Below are 17,213 nucleotides of genomic sequence, written 5' to 3'. Positions count from 1 at the left end.
ACTTATTGAAGGTGTGCTATTTATATAACCCGGTCGTATACATCTCCGTTAACGTATACACAATTTCCTCTAAGTTAATCTTTTTATCATTTTGCGTAATAGTCCAAAGAAACGATTCATTCATCGCGAACCAACCGCGTGCTACAATCTCTTTATTTAAATTAGGTTGTGCTAATCCACTTTCTTGAGAGTAAGTAATATCTTGTTTAATACTTGTTATAAAACGTTCCCGAATCTCATCCCATTTTTGCCGTATTTCTCTTGATAATCCTATCGCTTCCTCTACAACTTGCAAAATAGCGCGTTCTTCATCTGCTAATTGCAGGAATGCTCTAACTTGATTTTGGATCATTATACGTGCTTCCTCTTTTGTTTGTGGAGAAAAAGAGCGCTCAGCAATATTATAAAATTGATTCATAACATCTTCCATTAAACTAATTAGGAGATCATCTTTGTTTTTGAAGTATACATATGCTGTTCCATAACCAGTTTCTGCATGTTTAATAATTTGTGTAATTGTCGTTTTTTGAAATCCATTATTTATAAAAATAGTGTAACCAGAGTGTAATAGTTTCTTCTTCGTTTCTAAGGAGCGGTGTTTTCTTGATGAAAGAGTAGAGTTTTTCAAAGAATCACCTCTTTATACTGAAATATCTGAAAATATAACTGTATTGTAAAAGAAGTTCATATATAAAGTCAACTGACACAATATCATTGACGTTGTATCAATTAAGGTGATATATTTCAATTAGTTAGAATAAAAAGAAAATTAAGAGAAGGTGACACCATGTATAAAGAACCATTTCAACCAACTTATGAGTATGCGCTTGAATGTGATAAACATGATGAACTGAAAGATTTTCAAACTGAATTCTATAAAAAAGAAGGTACTATATATTTAGATGGAAACTCATTAGGGCTACTTTCAAAAAGAGCAGAGAAATCATTACTTACGTTGCTAGAATCTTGGAAAGAGTATGGCATTGACGGCTGGACAGAAGGTGAGCACCCGTGGTTTTTCCTTTCAGAGAAATTAGGTAAACTTACAGCCCCTCTTATTGGAGCTTTACCCGAAGAAACTATTGTAACCGGTTCTACGACTACGAATATACACCAAGTTATTGCGACGTTTTATGAACCAAAAGGAATACGTACAAAAATACTTGCGGATGAATTAACTTTCCCGTCAGATATTTATGCACTTCAAAGTCAAATTCGTCTAAAAGGATTAGACCCAAATGAACATCTAGTAAGAGTGAAAAGCCGAGATGGTAGAACACTTTCTGAAGAAGATATTATTTATGCGATGGAAGATGATATCGCTTTAATTTTATTACCTTCTGTTTTATATAGAAGTGGTCAAATTCTGGATATGAAACGTTTAACAACGGAAGCTCATAAACGCGGCATTCATATCGGATTTGATTTATGCCATTCAATAGGATCTATTCCGCATCATTTCAAAGATTGGGATGTCGATTTTGCTGTTTGGTGCAATTATAAATATTTAAATGCAGGACCGGGTAGTGTTGCAGGCCTTTATGTAAATAGTAAACATTTTAATAGACTGCCAGGATTGTCTGGATGGTTTAGTTCTAGAAAAGATAAACAGTTTGATATGGAGCATACATTAACAGCTGCTGATCATGCAGGTGCTTATCAAATTGGTACACCGCACGTATTAAGTACAGCACCATTAATTGGTTCACTTGAAATTTTCAAAGATGCTGGTATTGAACGTTTACGTGAGAAATCTTTACATATTACGAGATACATGCTGAATTTAATTGGACATGAATTAAAAGATTTCGAATTTACAATTGGAAATCCATTAGAGGATGAAAATCGAGGCGGGCACATTTATTTAGAGCATGCAGAAGCAGCACGTATATGTAAAGCACTAAAAGCAAATGGAGTAATTCCAGATTTTAGAGCGCCAAATGGGGTGAGACTTGCGCCGGTCGCTTTATATAACACATACGAAGAAGTGTGGAAATCTGTACAAATATTAAAGAAAATTATGAAAAATGAAGAGTATAAGCAGTTTGAAAATAAGCGAGAGGTTGTGGCATAAATATGAAAACATCAGAGTGGATTGATATTTCACAACCGCTAAATAATAATATTGCAACGTGGCCAGGAGACACACCGTTCTCGTATGAAGTTTCATGGTCAAAAGAAGAAAGTGGCTCGGTAAATGTCGGAAAGTTAACGATGAGTATTCATACAGGCACTCATATTGATGCACCATTTCATTTTGATAATGATGGAAAGAAAGTATTGGATTTAGATGTTCAAGTTTATGTTGGCCCAGCACGGATTATTGACGTTTCTAATCTTGAAAGCATCGGGAAAAAGGAATTAGAAAGCTTTCATTTAGAAGGTGTAGAACGATTATTATTACGTACATCTTCACATGGAAAAGCTGAAGAATTTCCAAATGTGATCCCTCATTTACGTGCAGACATAGCGTCGTTTCTTTCAGAGAAAGGTATTCGTTTAATCGGAGTAGATGTACCATCAGTTGATCCGCTAGATGATAAAGAATTAGCAGCGCATCATCAATTATTTAAACATGGAATTCATATTTTAGAAAATGTCGTACTAGATCATGTAGCAGACGGTGATTATGAACTTATTGCATTACCACTTGCATTAACTGATGCAGATGGAAGTCCAGTTCGAGCCGTTATTAGACCAATATAAGTAGAATTATATAAAAGGGGCGTTTGGCTAATATGAAAGAAAATGAAAAAGTAATTATGGAAAAAGGGATTCATACGGATTTTAAAGAGAATATGACGTATGGAGAGTATTTACAATTAGATAGTTTACTATCTTCTCAAAAAAGATTATCGGACCATCATGATGAAATGTTATTTATCGTTATTCACCAAGCGAGTGAGCTTTGGATGAAGCTCATTTTACATGAGCTAAATGCGGCGATTGAATCTATTAAACAAGATAAATTACAACCAGCTTTTAAAATGTTAGCACGTGTATCAAAAATTCAGTCTCAAATTATTCAATCTTGGGATATTCTAGCGACATTAACACCATCAGAATATATTGAGTTTCGTGATTCACTCGGTCAAGCTTCAGGTTTTCAATCGTATCAATACCGTATGATTGAGTATGCACTTGGCTATAAAACGCCACACGCATTAAAAATTTATGAAAAGGATCCAGAATTACATGCACGACTTCATAAAGCGCTACATGCACCAAGTCTATATGATGTCGCAATTCAAGCATTAGTAAAAGAAGGATTCCCTATTCATAAAGATGTGTTAAACCGTGATATTACGCAGCCTTATGAAGAAGATGCAACAGTAGAAGCAGCATGGTTGGAAGTGTATGCGGATGTGAAAAAATATTGGAATTTATATCAGCTTGCTGAAAAATTGATTGATATTGAAGACTGGCTACAACAATGGCGTTTCCGTCATATGAAAACAGTAGAACGAATTATTGGACATAAAATGGGAACGGGTGGATCCTCCGGTGTTTCTTATTTAAAACGAGTACTTGATCAACAATTCTTCCCAGAGCTTTGGAATGTTCGTACGAAATTATAAAAATAAACCTGTCAGTTCATTATGACTGACAGGTTTATTTTTATTTGAGCACAATTATGTTTAAAATGAAGGAACAAGATATAATAAATGGAGTAATTATTTAAATGGAGGTAAAGTTTTTGGATTTCAAGCAACTAGAAAATAAATTCGAAAAGAAAAAAGTGAATACATTTCTTGTTTATCAAAAAGGGGAATTAACAACTGAGTATTATAAAACACCCGAATGTGCAAATAACTTATATAAAATAAATTCGATTACAAAAAGTATCGTATCTTTATTAATTGGTATTGCAATTGATAAGGGCTATATAAATGATATACATACACCGATTACAGAGTGGATTGAAAATGTACCTGGGGAAAAACATGATTTGACGCTTTATCACTTATTAACAATGACTACTGGTGAGGATTGGAAAGAGTTTGGAAATGGAGTAGTATTCCCAAATGACTTTGTAGAATCAGAGAACTGGGTACAGTACATATTAGAAAAGCCAATAATTGAAAAACCTGCTACAAAAATGAATTATAATTCAGGTTCTTCTCATTTACTGAGCTATATTATTCAAGAAGCTACTGGAATGTCGACAGAGCGGTTTGCAAAGAAATATTTATTTGATCCATTAGAAATTACCGAATATGAGTGGCAACAAGATTCGCAAGGTATATATGTCGGCGGCTTCGGTATGAAAATGAAATCTACCGATTTATTAAAATTAGGAAAATTATGTTTGCAAAATGGATATTGGAATGAAAAAGAAATTGTATCAGCGAAATGGTTAGAAGAGTCAAGTAGGGCTCTATTTGAAACCTATGAACATGTCGGTGCATATGGATATCACTGGTGGGTATTACATAACGGAAGATTTCACATACCGTATTGTATATATTTTGCTATGGGATACGGCGGACAATACATCGTTATCATTCCTCAGTTAGAAATAGTAGCTATTATAAGTAGTCATATGCCAAAACGTGGGCTCGTTCCATTAAAACTATTTATTGAGCATGTACAGGTAAATTCTAATTATATATAAGAAAAGGAGGGAATGTATGAAGGATGAAAAAATTTTATCTTTATTTAGATTATGTTTAAGTCTTCTAGTGTGTAGCGCCATTATTACGCAATTCATAATTAGGGCACAAGTGAAGCCGTTTAATCCAGTTAACTTTTTTAGTTTCTTCACCATTGAAAGTAACATTTTAGTTGCATGTATTCTCCTTTTAAGCAGTATCGGAACAGCTACATTTGGTCGCTCAGAACAGTTTAGTATACTTCGTGGTGCGGCAACGGTATACATACTTACGACAGGACTCGTTTATTTTTTGTTACTAAGAGGGTTAGAAGAGTCACTTCAAACGGCAATACCATGGGTAAATACTGTGCTACATTATATCATGCCGATTGCAATGCTTTTAGATTGGATTTTAAATCCACCTATTAAGAAAATCACTTGGAAACAAGCTGCAAGTTGGCTCTTATTTCCGTGTTTTTACGTTGTATATAGCTTAATACGTGGTCCAATCGTGAATTGGTATCCATATCCGTTTTTAGATCCGAGAATAAGTGGATATGGTAAAGTACTTTTATATAGTATAGGGATAGCTGTAGTAATTGGCGCTATTTGTATATTGGTAAGATTTTTAGGGAATCGAAACTTTAGGAAAGAATTTTAGAAATGCAAGGAACCCCACTGTTTCCATTTTTAACAGTGGGGTTCCATTTTATCCCGCATTAACGGGCAGCCCGATTGGTGAGGAATGATTAAAGTTTCACTTTATCTACTCGTCTTCTGAAACGACAACTTTATAAATTTCTCCGTCTTCGTTTCAAATTCTACATCAACAAAAACACCATATTCTTTTCCATCTTCACGTAACCACAATTTAAATTTTTCAACAGTTATTTGAACTGTTTTTGGTTTTCTACCTATATGAAGATAGTCAATAATTTCTGCTTTTGGGTATTGTTCTTTCGTCTTTTCTACGGCAAGTTTACCCCATTTGGCATACGGCGGCTGCGCATGAACAATTGATGAGCCTGTATATATATTTGAACATGTTGTTAGGAACAGAATGACGAGTGCGACGCGTTTTAACGATTTCTTCATGATGAACTCCTTTTATCCTTTTTTTATATTGTTTACATATTTTTTCAGCGATATTAGTTTGGATTTTTTTGTCTTCTTTACATAAAAGCGAGGCTTTTACAAAACATAACCAAGAAATCATTTCCGTAATTAAGGAGGGAAAATTATGCGCCAAAAAGCTATTTTTAAAATAGCGGTTTTACTTGCGTTCATAGGACTGTCTTTAATGGTCAGTAGTATACAACTAAAGAATGTAGAAGCTTTTTCTAATCAAGTTATTCAAAGAGGAGCATCTGGCGAAGATGTCATTGAACTGCAATCTCGTTTGAAATATAACGGATTTTATACGGGAAAAGTGGATGGTGTTTTCGGATGGGGTACATACTGGGCACTTCGGAATTTTCAAGAGAAATTCGGATTACCCGTTGATGGTTTAGCTGGAGCTAAAACGAAGCAAATGCTCGTGAAGGCAACGAAGTATGACAAGTCAACTGCTAATAAAGGGACGACAACGAATAAAGGAAATAGCGGCGGAACTGCACAAGAGAATAAACCACCTCAAAATAAAGGGACAAATGTTCCGAACGGTTATTCTCAAAATGATATTCAGCTTATGGCAAACGCAGTATACGGAGAATCACGTGGTGAACCGTATTTAGGACAAGTTGCAGTAGCTGCCGTTATTTTGAATCGTGTTACAAGTGCGTCATTCCCAAATACTGTTTCAGGTGTAATCTTTGAGCCTAGAGCATTTACAGCGGTAGCCGATGGACAAATATATTTAACGCCAAATGAAACAGCAAAAAAAGCAGTTTTAGATGCGATTAACGGATGGGATCCAACAGGAAATGCTTTATATTATTTCAATCCAGATACTGCGACTAGTAAATGGATTTGGACTCGTCCACAAATTAAAAAAATCGGTAAACATATTTTCTGTAAATAGAGCGGAGGTGGGACAATGTTACGAGGTATTATCATTGTATTATTAACAGTCGGTGTAGTAGGAACAGGCTATTGGGGCTATAAAGAGCACCAAGAGAAAAATGCGGTTTTAATTCGAGCGGAAAATAGCTATCAACGTGCATTCCATGATTTAGCATACGAAGTCGATTTATTACACGATAAAATTGGCACAACACTTGCGATGAATTCACGATCATCTTTATCACCTGCATTAGCGGATGTATGGCGTTTAACATCTGAAGCTCGCTCAGATGTAGGACAACTTCCTTTAACATTAATGCCATTTAATAAAACGGAAGAATTTTTAGCGAATATCGGTGATTTCAGTTACCGTGCAGCCATTCGTGATTTAGAAAAAGAGCCGTTAAATGAGCAAGAATATAAAACGCTACAAACTTTATATTCAAATGCAGGAAATATACAAGATGAACTAAGAAAAGTACAACATCTTGTTTTGAAAAATAATTTACGCTGGATGGATGTAGAAATGGCACTTGCATCAAATCGTGATCCAGCAGATAACACAATTATTGATGGATTGAAAACTGTAGAGAAAAACGTAACATCATATTCTTCTACAAACTTCGGACCGACCTTTACAAGTGCGCAAAAAAATAAAAAAGGCGGATTTGAAGCGGAAGGAAAGGCAATTTCTAAAGATGAAGCGGCGAAAATTGCCAAATCGTTTTTGAATTTAAAAGGAAATGAAAAAGTAGATGTAGAGAAAAGTGGAAAAGGTGCGAAAGAATCCTTCTATAGTGTGAAAATTAAAGATGAAGCAACGAACAATGAGTTCTATATGGATATTACCGGAAAAGGCGGATATCCAATTTGGGTTATGAATAACCGCGAAATTAAAGAACAGAAAGTTAGTTTAAACGATGCAGGTAGTAAAGGTTTAAAATTTTTAAAGGGCCATAAGTTTAATAATATGGAGCTTTATGATAGCTCACAATATGATAATGTTGGTGTATTTACGTATGTAGTAAATGAAAATGGAGTACGAATTTATCCAGAAGCAATCCAAATGAAAATTGCTTTAGATGACGGTTCTATCGTAGGGTTCTCCGCAAAAGAATATTTAGCGTCACATCAAAAACGAACAGTTCCATCGGCAAAGCTAACTGCAGCAGAAGCAAGAAAGAAAATCAATCCGGATGTAAAAGTAATGGAAGAACGTAAAGCTGTAGTAGTTAATGATTTGCATAATGAAGTACTTTGCTATGAATTTGTAGGTACTTTAGGAAAAGATACGTACCAAATATTCATTAATGCTAATAGCGGGGCCGAGGAAAAGGTAAAGAAAATGCAAGCTGTTGAAAAAATTTATGATTAAACCTTAAAAGTGAAGTGGTGAAAATAATGAAAACTCTAATATATATATTAATGCTTTGCTTCGTTATAACTGGATGCAGTATTGGAACAAAAGAAAACCCAAACGAAAAGCCGGAACAAAAAAATGTTTCAATGAAAAATGTTAATTATACGAATAAATCCAATAAGCCAAATGAAAAAGCGGCAGATCATTTAGCATCTTTAGCAGCAAGTGTGCCAGGTGTGAATGATGCGACAGCGGTCGTTGTTGGAAAATATGCTATTGTAGGTATAGACGTAAAAGCAAAACTTGATCGAACTCGTGTTGAATCAATTAAATATTCTGTTGCAGAAAGTTTAAAAAATGACCCTGACGGTGCTAATGCAGTCGTTGTAGCAGATGTTGATACGTATGAACGCCTCAAACAAATCGGAAAGCAAATTAAAAAAGGAAAAACAGGTGAAGGTATACTAGATGAATTAGCGGCTATTGTGGGACGAGTAATGCCACAAGTTCCAAATGATATGATTGAAAATCGAGAAACGAATCCAATTAAAGATAATGATAAACAATTACCAAAAGATGAAGAACAAGAGTTAAGAAAAGAACAGGATGATCAATCAAATAATCATTTGAATAAATGAAATTAGCCTCGTACTTAATTGTGCGAGGTTTTTAAGTATAATATTAAATATTCAGTTTATTTTTAAGGGAATATATGGTTTAATTATGATGGGAGGGACAACTGTTATGATGAAAAAAAGCGCATGTATATTGTTTAGTTTATGTTTAGGGTTCAGTATGACAGCGTGTGAAAAGAGAAAAGAAGTGAAAAATCAAACAGCAACTTCTTCTACTGTGATGGAAAGGCAACAGAAAGAATCTATCAATATAAATCATTTCTCGAACATAAATGAAGGAATGACTTATACAGAAGTGAAAGATTTAATTGGTTTTGAAGGGGATTTACTTATAGAAGAAGGGGTAGAACATTCTACACAAATTAAACAAATTTTTGCTTGGAAAGGGAACGATCCAAATTCATTTGTTGAAATTACCTTTTTAGATGGAAGAGTGCATTCAAAAGCAGAGCAAGGTATAAGTTAATAAGCTAAAAAATGGGAGAGTTTAGCATGAACATACACACAGGGGAAATTCAATTAGTTCCGTATAAGGAGAAATATAAAGAAGTTATACAAACATTTACTTTACCAAGTGAACAAGTTCAGTTTACAGCAGATCCAAGCGCATTACTGGAAAAAGCAAAAAGTGATCGTACAAAAAATGTGATTGTTATTTTAGATTACAATAGGGTACCGGTGGGTCTTTTCGCATTGGAAACGGGAGATAGAGTAAAGGAGTTCACAGATAATGAGGATGCTTTACTTTTAACGTCATTTTCTATTAATCACGATAGACAAAGAAAAGGATTCGCTAAAAAGTCATTGTTATTATTAGAAAAATTTGTAAAACGCTATTTTCCAATAAAAAATGAAGTTGTACTTGCTGTGAATGAAAGAAATATTCCTGCACAAAATTTATATGCAAAAGTGGGCTTCGAGGATAAAGGTTTTAGAAGAATGGGACCAATTGGCCAACAAATAATAATGCATTTACCTATAATGAAATAATGAGATAGAAAACTTACTCTTGAATATTCACGTAGTAGGTTTTTTTATTTTAGTAATATATAATATATGTATATAAAATGAAACAGAAATGAAGGATATAAAAAATGAATCAAGATAGAAAATGGAATATCGTTGGGGGAAGAGTGATTAAAACTGGGATTGCAGTTTTTCTTACAGTGTTAGTTTGTGAATTTTTTAACATTCCAACTATTTTTGCTGTAATAACAGCAATTGTTACAATTGAACCAACTGCAACAGACTCAATAAAAAAAGGACTTATTCGCTTTCCGGCCTCAACAATTGGATCGGCATATGCTATGACTTTCACATTTTTCCTAGGTCACCAAGCAATTTCTTATGCATTAGCTGCAATGTTTACGATCGTAACATGTCAAAAACTAAGGTTACACGCGGGAACTTTAGTCGCAACTTTAACTGCTGTAGCTATGATTCCAATTACGGCAGATCATTATTTTACTGCATTTTTAATTCGTTTAGCTACTACATCTACTGGTATTATAGTATCTACTTTAGTGAATTTTTTCATTTTCCCACCCCACTACACGAAAATGATTTTTGGATGTACAGAGGATCTATTCGCTAAAACAGCAAATATTATGGAAGAATGGATTACTGCATTAGTTGCAGGAAAAGGTATGAAAAAGGAGACTGCTCAGGATTTATCTAAATTGACTGTATTATTGCATAAGGCGATACAATTTGTTCAATATGAGCAGAAAGATTGGAAATATCATCAACATACAAAGAAGGAAATGAGAAGCTTTTTAATGATGCAGAAGCAACTTCATATATTACAGCAAATCATTTACCATATAGATAATTTAGCTCGGGTATCAATTGAGACTTGTGACTGGTCACAAAGTGAAAGAGAAATATTACAACGAGCAATTCATTCTATAATTGCTATATTGAGAAACCATTGTAATGAAATTGATGAGGAACATTTCAAATTTATTGCTGAATTAGATAAGCAATTTTGGAGTTATAAAAATGATTTAAAAGATTATAAACCAAATCATTATCATCACCATTTTTTAAGTGAATCTATTATTTTATTTGAGGTATTATCTATTCATGATATGTTAGAAGAATTAAAACAAATATCCGAGAAATATGAGTTGGAAAATCGATTCAATTGATAAGTTCATTTTACTGTGGGGGGGATAATATGACACTTTATATTGCATTACTAAGAGGAATCAATGTCGGTGGCCATAAAGTAATCAAAATGGCTGATTTAAAACGAGTGTTTGAATCAATAGGGTTAAAACAAGTGAAAACATATATACAAAGTGGTAATATCGTGTTCGAATCTGAGGAAGGTATAAACTTTCTAAAGGACCGAATACAATCTGAACTAAAAAAAGAATTTGATTTCGATGTTCCAGTCATGCTAAGAACACATGATGAATTTATAAATATTATTAAACAATGCCCGTATGAAGTTCATTCATTGTTAGAAGGAGAAAGTGTTCATATTGCTTTTTTAGCTAATGAACTTTCTGAAGAAGAGAGTAGTCAATTGCTTACATTTAAAAGTGAACTTGACGATTGCTATATAGATGAGAAGGTCGTTTATTTATTTTTCAAAAATAGCATTCGAAATTCTAAATTAATGAACCAGTTTCAGAAGTTACATACACCAGCTACAGTTAGGAATTGGCGGACTGTGAATAAATTAAAAGCAATTGTAGAGAGTATGTAAATATAAAAAGATGAGGTTTTCTACATGTAGAAAACCTCATCTTTTTACTTATATTGTTTTGCAACTATGAGTTCGACAATAGGATAAATAAAGAATGAAGAGCAAATTGCGATGAACAGGGGGAGGTTTTTTACTCCATCTAAATTAGCCCCCATAGAAAATCCTTCGGAGAAGATTAATAAAAGGAACATTACAACTACAAGCACAAAATACGCAATTTTAAAGCTTTTATATGTAATTTGTTGTCCCATCTCATCTTGACTTTCTTCTGACACACCGTGGGGATCTCCCCAAGTAATGTGATTAATTAAATTACTAAGTATTAACGAAATAGCAAAAATCGTACCACCTAAAATAGAACCTTCAGTTATGTATTTATATGTACCATGTACTAGTATTGCAATTAATGCTAAGACAATGATTATAAAAATAGTTTTTTTAGTATTCAATAAATAATTGCCCCCTCGATTGTAAAAAACTCTTTACAAATATAAGTATAAAATTGGAAAAGTGTCATGTCAAATACTTTTTACACATAATATGTAAGTATGCAATATTTTGTTTTTATGAAAAATAAAAAATTACAATACATTTGAATGTAAAAGAATGGGCTCGCATATATTTGGAAGGGATGTCAGATTAATTTAGGGGGTAGTTATGTCTATACTTTTAAAAGCTGGTGCAGATGCAGGAAACAACGGTTTGAAGTTAATGGTGAAAGGGCAAGACCCTATTTTTATTCCGAGTATTTATTCTTTATATATAGGTGAGCCTACAGGACTCTTAGATGAGGTAGATGTTTCATTATCTGAATTAGAAAACCACATTGATGTGACTATAAGTTCGCCATCGTTAATGCTAAATAATGTACGATACATCGTTGGAGAAAAAGTTATTCAAGATCAATTAAAAGGTACTGAGGTAGAGAAGAAATCGAATAAGTCAACGGATGAGTTAATGGTTATTACAATACTATCAGGTTTGGCGGTAAGCGCTATGCGTCAAAGTCCAACTTCTAGCCATATTAATATTCGTTATGATTTATCTGTCGCTCTTCCTATGCAGCTTATTACACAAGAAATAGCTGCTGAAAATGCAAAACGTTATATGGGAAATCATAAGGTTATTTTCCATTATCCGAACGGACGCGATGTGACAATTAATGTTTCAATTGAGTATTGTAAATGCCTGCCTGAGGGTGCTTCAGGGACGTGGGGCATTGTATACGATGAAGAAGGAAATGTTGTGAAACATAAAATAGAATGTGAGCAAAATCAAGTTTCTGAAATTGATTTTGTAGATAAAACTCTACTCTCTTTTGATATTGGTGCAGGGACGACAGAAGAAGTTGTTTCATTAGGGGTAAATTTCCGTCCGCAACTAAGTAAAGGTTTATCTTATGGTGTAAAAGAGACGTTACTACAAATCATTACGAGATGGAACCGGAAGTATCCAACTAAGACGATTGATAGTATTACAGAATTCAATCAAATTTATTTAAATGATAAGCATCCGAGAAATACCTTATTAGTTGAGGAATCACAGCCGGCACTATTAGGTTTAGCAGCGCGTGTTGCAACAGATATTATAAATAAAATTGATGATATGAAAGACGATCCATACGTGTTTATTTATGGCGGGGGTGCAGTAATTATTAAAAACAGTTTAAAAATGATTTTAAAGCAAAAAGGACGACTCAAAAATGTAATCTTTGTAGATAATCCGTTATTTACAAATGCACGAGGATTATTAGTATATACTTGTTCGCCAAAATATAGAGAGCATAAGCAAAAAGAGTTAGGATTTACAAACTTAACGATAAGTTAGTTGGTGGAAGTATGCGATCTAGGCGATATAAACGTGGTGATCGAGTAAAAATCAATATTCATAAATCGGTATCACCTGAAATGCTTGCGTGGCTGAATAAACAATCAAATCCAACTAATTTCTTCTTTTTTGCTGCGCAGCAATTATTTAAACAAGTAGGAGATATTGACGTTTCAAAAGCTTTACCAAGCAGCCATGTTTTCTCATTATATGTGGAGCCTTCATCCTTATTAAAAGTCGAAGTAAACCCTTTTAAAAACATGACACTAGAAGCAAATACATCCACCGAAAATGCAAAAAAAAAATTATGGGAATCTGTTGATCAATTAGATTGTCCATTTTTTTAAACATAGAAAAATATAAGAAGTCCCATCACTATACATACGAATACAGTGATGGGTTTTTGTTTGTAAATGGAAGGGGGCACAATACAATTTGTGCCCCTTCTGTTAATTATTTGTTTGTCTAAATTTCAGATGTATGTTTAGAAACCGCAGTAATTATGCTTTCCCAATCATTTGGATGATTTTCATGACCTGCCCCTTTAAGAGTTAATAGTACTGAGCTTGGAATTTCATCAATTAGTGCGAGGCCATGTTCAAATGGGAGTGCTGTATCGTCTGTTCCATGAATAACCAATGTTGGTGCTTGTATGGAGTGAAGTACACCTTCATATGCATCATCACCTTGAAGTAAAGCGTGATTAAACATACTTAATAAATTGTTTGCGCGTTCTATTTCTTGTTTTACTTGTGTATAAACTCTATTTTCATCAAATATTCGTTCTGATCCACATAATAGACGAGATCCTGAAACTAAATACTCTGCCACATCATTTTTATTTGTCCAATCAATACTTGCGCTCTTTACATGATGTGTTAAAATCCTTTCATCCATTGGGGGTAAATCGCGAGTATTATTATCAGATCCTATTACACTAGTCGCTAGTAAAGTTAGCGTCAAAATTCTTTCGGGATGTTTTACAGCGGCAATTTGAGCAATCATACCACCTAATGACATACCAAAAAGATGGGCTTTATCAATATGATAAGCGTCTAATACCCCGATTACATCTTCAGCCATATCTGTTACTGAATAATTTGAAGTGCCAGGTTCATATGTAACAGAGCGTCCAACATCGCGATTATCAAAGCGAATAACAAATTTTCCTGTGTTCGCCAACTGTTCACAAAATTCTTCATCCCAATATATCATTGAACAAGTAGCTCCCATAATTAATAAAATAGCGGGATCATTAGAGTTACCGAAGCTTTCTGTACATATATCAATACCGTTTATTTTAAATATCTTTTCACTCATAAAGTTAGCCCCATTTCTTTTGAATTTAATTAATAATACAGTTTTGAATAATTCTAAGATGTGTGTAAGATTCTTTTTGAAATTCATCCCGCTATTTGCCGGGCAGTAAGAGCCCGATTGGTGAGGAATGATTAAAGTTTTACTTTATAATGCTTTTTTCATAATTACCCCCAAAAATAAGTATATGGTAATTCAAGGCAAAAAATTTTGAGAAATAATTGTATGTTATTAAAATAAACAGTAAGGAGGAGAGGAAATGAAAGCAATTGTTATTGATCGATATGGCAGTGTTGAAGAATTAAAAGAAAGACAAGTTTTAAAACCGGTTGTTAAGAATAATGAGGTATTAATACGTATTCATGCAACATCTGTTAATCCAGTTGATTGGAAAATAAGAAAAGGTGACTTACAAGAACAGTTACGCTTTTCATTTCCAATCACTTTAGGATTAGATGTAGCTGGAGTTATTGAAGAAGTTGGAGAAGATGTAGAGTGTTTCAATATAGGAGATAAAGTGTTTACGAAACCTGAAAATATAGGAAGCGGCTCTTATGCTGAATTCATTGCAGTACAATTAGATTTAGTATCACATATGCCTAATAATATTAGTTACGAAGAAGCAGCTTCTATTCCTCTTGCAGGACTTACAGCGTGGCAAAGTCTTGTAGATTACGCAAAAATAAAAGAAAATGACCGTGTATTCATTCATGCTGGAGCTGGTGGCGTTGGAAGTTTGGCAATCCAAATCGCAAAATCATTTGGAGCTTTTGTTGCAACGACTGCTAGTAGTAAAAATAAAGAATTTTTACAGTCTTTAGGAGCGGATCTCGTTATTGATTATAAAAAAGATAAATTTGAAGAACTAGTATCAGATTTTGATATTGTGTTAGATACAATAGGTGGCGAAGTGCAAGAAAAAAGTTTTCGAATTATTAAACCTGATGGTGTTCTAGTTTCCATTGTCCATGAACCACTACAAAAAGTAGAAGGAATAAAATCAGGATTTTTATGGCTAAAACCAAATGGAAAACAATTAGAAGAATTATCAGCTTTAATTGTACACGGAAAAATCAAACCAATCATAAGTAAAGTTGTGCCATTTAATGAAGCAGGAGTTCGAGAAGCTCATATTTTGAGTGAAGGACAACATGTTAGAGGAAAGATTGTAATTAAAGTGGAATGATAATGAAGATTACAGCTTATAGAGTAACTAGATTTGAATAACGAAAAAGCTCAACAATAAATAATATCCCATACTATACATTTTCATTTGCAGGTATTATTTATTGTTGGCTAATGTGATATTGCTTCTAACAAATACTTTTTCGTATTGTATCATGTAATTTCTCTAATCCAATTTCCATATCTTTCTCGTTTAACATTGAATAGCTAATTCTTAATTGGTTATCATTTGTTTCGTAGTTTAATAGACAAGCTGTTCCTGGTAAAAAAGAGACATCTACTTCATTTGCTTTTTGTAATAAGGTAAAGGGATCTATCGAATCAGGTAGTGTCACCCATAAATTAAAACCTCCATTTGGTATTTCAAAGTGTAGTTCTTTTAATGGCGATAATATATCAATTGTTAAATCACGTCTCATTTGTAAAGCTGTACGTAATTTTTCTAAATGGTTTTTCATACGCTCTGCACGTAAAAACGGTAGAAGTGCCTTTTGTGTTAATAAAGGACTACCGATATCCATTGAACCTTTTACTGCATATAGCCATTCAAAAATAGGACCATCGGCAATAAGTGCCGCGATACGCAGTCCTGGTGCTAACGTTTTACTAAATCCTTTTATATATATTACGTGGCCATCCTTATCAAAACTTTTGATTGGGGGCGGGATTATAGCATCCTCAAAATATATTTCTCCGAAAGAATCATCTTCAATGATAAAAAATTGATATAGCTCCGCTAGTTCTATAAGTTCCATTCTTCGTTCTTTACTCATTACTGTACCTGTCGGGTTTTGGAAGGTCGGATTCGTATACAATAAAACGGGATTTTTACTTTGACAAATATCATCAATTAAGTCGGAGCGAACTCCATGATTATCAAGAGAAACGGGAATGATTTGAACACCTTTATTGATGAAAACATCAAGCGCGGCACTGTAACATGGACTTTCTACTAATACAGTATCTCCAGGTTTTAATAATGTTTGAGCAATTAAATCAATTCCTTGTTGTGCTCCGCTTGTAATTAATAATTGAGATGGGTCCGTCACTAATTTCTGGTGTTCATTTAAGTAATTTGCTATTTCAACTCGCAATTCATAATCGCCTTGAACTGGCCCATAAGTTGCTAACAACATCGGATTTTTATCCAGCAATTTATGCATTTCATCTGCCAAAAATGGATTTGGTAACAGACGAGGATACAGAATTGCTTGTGAAAAATTATAATATTTACGGTGCTTATTCATTGCATATTGAGAACGCATAACATTAATCGTTTTCATTTGTTGCCATTTATACGGAATTGGTTTGAAATCTTTCTTTACCCGTTTATATATGTAAGCACCTTTTCCTTGTTCGATGCGTATATACCCTTTCGTTTCTAATTGTTTATACGCTTTACGAACTGTTAATACATTGATTTGTAAATCTGTGGCCATACAACGTAAAGAAGGAAGAGATTCACCATGTGAAAGCATACCACTTTGTATTCTGTCAACAATTTGCATATATATTTGCTTGTAATACGGTATGTTTGTTTCTTTACGCAATACAATTTTCATAGGTTCACCTATTTTT

General features: G+C 33.7%; 20 protein-coding genes. 15 read left to right on the top strand and 5 right to left on the bottom strand.

Annotated elements, in window-relative coordinates; genetic code table 11:
- Positions 1-16 precede the first annotated feature (16 nt).
- Positions 17-628 (bottom strand): TetR/AcrR family transcriptional regulator, encoded by a 612-nt coding sequence (locus tag ACW0JX_RS13505; RefSeq protein ID WP_000798537.1) that lies wholly within the window; start codon positions 626-628, stop codon positions 17-19.
- A gap of 159 nt (positions 629-787) precedes the next feature.
- Here ACW0JX_RS13505 and kynU point away from each other — a divergent pair, with 159 nt between their 5' ends.
- The 5 genes from kynU to ACW0JX_RS13480 all read left to right on the top strand — a co-directional run bounded on the left by kynU (position 788) and on the right by ACW0JX_RS13480 (position 5,255).
- Entirely contained in the window at positions 788-2,074 is a 1,287-nt protein-coding gene (gene kynU / locus ACW0JX_RS13500; protein WP_459244823.1) for a kynureninase, read from the top strand.
- A gap of 2 nt (positions 2,075-2,076) precedes the next feature.
- Positions 2,077-2,706: an arylformamidase gene (gene kynB, locus ACW0JX_RS13495; RefSeq protein ID WP_016081330.1), complete on the top strand. Its 630-nt coding sequence runs from the start codon at positions 2,077-2,079 to the stop codon at positions 2,704-2,706.
- A 32-nt stretch (positions 2,707-2,738) separates the two neighbouring features.
- Positions 2,739-3,578, top strand: coding sequence for a tryptophan 2,3-dioxygenase (kynA, locus tag ACW0JX_RS13490; RefSeq protein WP_000661957.1), 840 nt, complete (start codon positions 2,739-2,741; stop codon positions 3,576-3,578).
- A gap of 119 nt (positions 3,579-3,697) precedes the next feature.
- A complete protein-coding gene (locus ACW0JX_RS13485) occupies positions 3,698-4,615 on the top strand; it encodes a serine hydrolase domain-containing protein (protein ID WP_459244822.1) in 918 nt (305 codons plus the stop codon).
- A 16-nt stretch (positions 4,616-4,631) separates the two neighbouring features.
- Positions 4,632-5,255: a Pr6Pr family membrane protein gene (locus ACW0JX_RS13480; RefSeq protein ID WP_078187598.1), complete on the top strand. Its 624-nt coding sequence runs from the start codon at positions 4,632-4,634 to the stop codon at positions 5,253-5,255.
- A gap of 101 nt (positions 5,256-5,356) precedes the next feature.
- On the opposite strand, the gene ACW0JX_RS13475 is transcribed toward ACW0JX_RS13480, so the two are convergent.
- Positions 5,357-5,689: a DUF3889 domain-containing protein gene (locus tag ACW0JX_RS13475; protein ID WP_000749154.1), complete on the bottom strand. Its 333-nt coding sequence runs from the start codon at positions 5,687-5,689 to the stop codon at positions 5,357-5,359.
- Between the two features lie 145 nt (positions 5,690-5,834).
- On the opposite strand from ACW0JX_RS13475, the gene sleB reads away from it, so the two are divergent.
- The 7 genes from sleB (at position 5,835) to ACW0JX_RS13440 (ending at position 11,306) form a co-directional block, all read left to right on the top strand.
- On the top strand, positions 5,835-6,614 hold the full coding sequence (gene sleB / locus ACW0JX_RS13470; protein WP_001249053.1) for a spore cortex-lytic enzyme: 780 nt from the start codon (positions 5,835-5,837) through the stop codon (positions 6,612-6,614).
- A 15-nt stretch (positions 6,615-6,629) separates the two neighbouring features.
- Entirely contained in the window at positions 6,630-7,970 is a 1,341-nt protein-coding gene (gene ypeB, locus ACW0JX_RS13465; RefSeq protein ID WP_459244821.1) for a germination protein YpeB, read from the top strand.
- A gap of 26 nt (positions 7,971-7,996) precedes the next feature.
- On the top strand, positions 7,997-8,593 hold the full coding sequence (locus ACW0JX_RS13460) for a YhcN/YlaJ family sporulation lipoprotein (RefSeq protein ID WP_000854060.1): 597 nt from the start codon (positions 7,997-7,999) through the stop codon (positions 8,591-8,593).
- Between the two features lie 106 nt (positions 8,594-8,699).
- The gene (locus ACW0JX_RS13455; protein ID WP_459244820.1) at positions 8,700-9,056 is read left to right on the top strand and encodes a hypothetical protein; all 357 of its coding nucleotides are present in this window, start codon (positions 8,700-8,702) and stop codon (positions 9,054-9,056) included.
- Between the two features lie 11 nt (positions 9,057-9,067).
- Positions 9,068-9,580, top strand: a complete 513-nt coding sequence (locus ACW0JX_RS13450; RefSeq protein WP_459244819.1) for a GNAT family N-acetyltransferase — start codon at positions 9,068-9,070, stop codon at positions 9,578-9,580.
- Positions 9,581-9,684: 104 nt separating this feature from the next.
- Entirely contained in the window at positions 9,685-10,740 is a 1,056-nt protein-coding gene (locus ACW0JX_RS13445) for an aromatic acid exporter family protein (protein WP_459244818.1), read from the top strand.
- A gap of 29 nt (positions 10,741-10,769) precedes the next feature.
- Positions 10,770-11,306 (top strand): DUF1697 domain-containing protein, encoded by a 537-nt coding sequence (locus tag ACW0JX_RS13440; protein WP_089171201.1) that lies wholly within the window; start codon positions 10,770-10,772, stop codon positions 11,304-11,306.
- A gap of 44 nt (positions 11,307-11,350) precedes the next feature.
- On the opposite strand, the gene ACW0JX_RS13435 is transcribed toward ACW0JX_RS13440, so the two are convergent.
- Positions 11,351-11,755 (bottom strand): hypothetical protein, encoded by a 405-nt coding sequence (locus ACW0JX_RS13435; protein WP_001093141.1) that lies wholly within the window; start codon positions 11,753-11,755, stop codon positions 11,351-11,353.
- A 208-nt stretch (positions 11,756-11,963) separates the two neighbouring features.
- Here ACW0JX_RS13435 and ACW0JX_RS13430 point away from each other — a divergent pair, with 208 nt between their 5' ends.
- Complete coding sequence (locus ACW0JX_RS13430) at positions 11,964-13,133, top strand: ParM/StbA family protein (protein ID WP_000025622.1); 1,170 nt, start codon at positions 11,964-11,966, stop codon at positions 13,131-13,133.
- 11 nt (positions 13,134-13,144) lie between these two features.
- Positions 13,145-13,480 (top strand): hypothetical protein, encoded by a 336-nt coding sequence (locus ACW0JX_RS13425; protein WP_001257761.1) that lies wholly within the window; start codon positions 13,145-13,147, stop codon positions 13,478-13,480.
- A 118-nt stretch (positions 13,481-13,598) separates the two neighbouring features.
- Here the strand turns inward: ACW0JX_RS13425 and mle are convergent, their stop codons facing one another.
- Positions 13,599-14,453, bottom strand: coding sequence for an alpha/beta fold macrolide esterase (gene mle, locus ACW0JX_RS13420; protein WP_089171200.1), 855 nt, complete (start codon positions 14,451-14,453; stop codon positions 13,599-13,601).
- A 256-nt stretch (positions 14,454-14,709) separates the two neighbouring features.
- On the opposite strand from mle, the gene ACW0JX_RS13415 reads away from it, so the two are divergent.
- The gene (locus ACW0JX_RS13415; RefSeq protein ID WP_089171199.1) at positions 14,710-15,636 is read left to right on the top strand and encodes an NADP-dependent oxidoreductase; all 927 of its coding nucleotides are present in this window, start codon (positions 14,710-14,712) and stop codon (positions 15,634-15,636) included.
- 127 nt (positions 15,637-15,763) lie between these two features.
- Here ACW0JX_RS13415 and pdxR read toward each other — a convergent pair whose 3' ends face one another.
- A complete protein-coding gene (gene pdxR / locus ACW0JX_RS13410; protein WP_459244817.1) occupies positions 15,764-17,197 on the bottom strand; it encodes a MocR-like pyridoxine biosynthesis transcription factor PdxR in 1,434 nt (477 codons plus the stop codon).
- Positions 17,198-17,213 lie beyond the last annotated feature (16 nt).

The organism is Bacillus sp. C-3-6, assembly GCF_054509685.1.
Note: the sequence above shows the minus strand (reverse complement) of the source record. Positions and strands in the feature narration are given on the sequence as shown.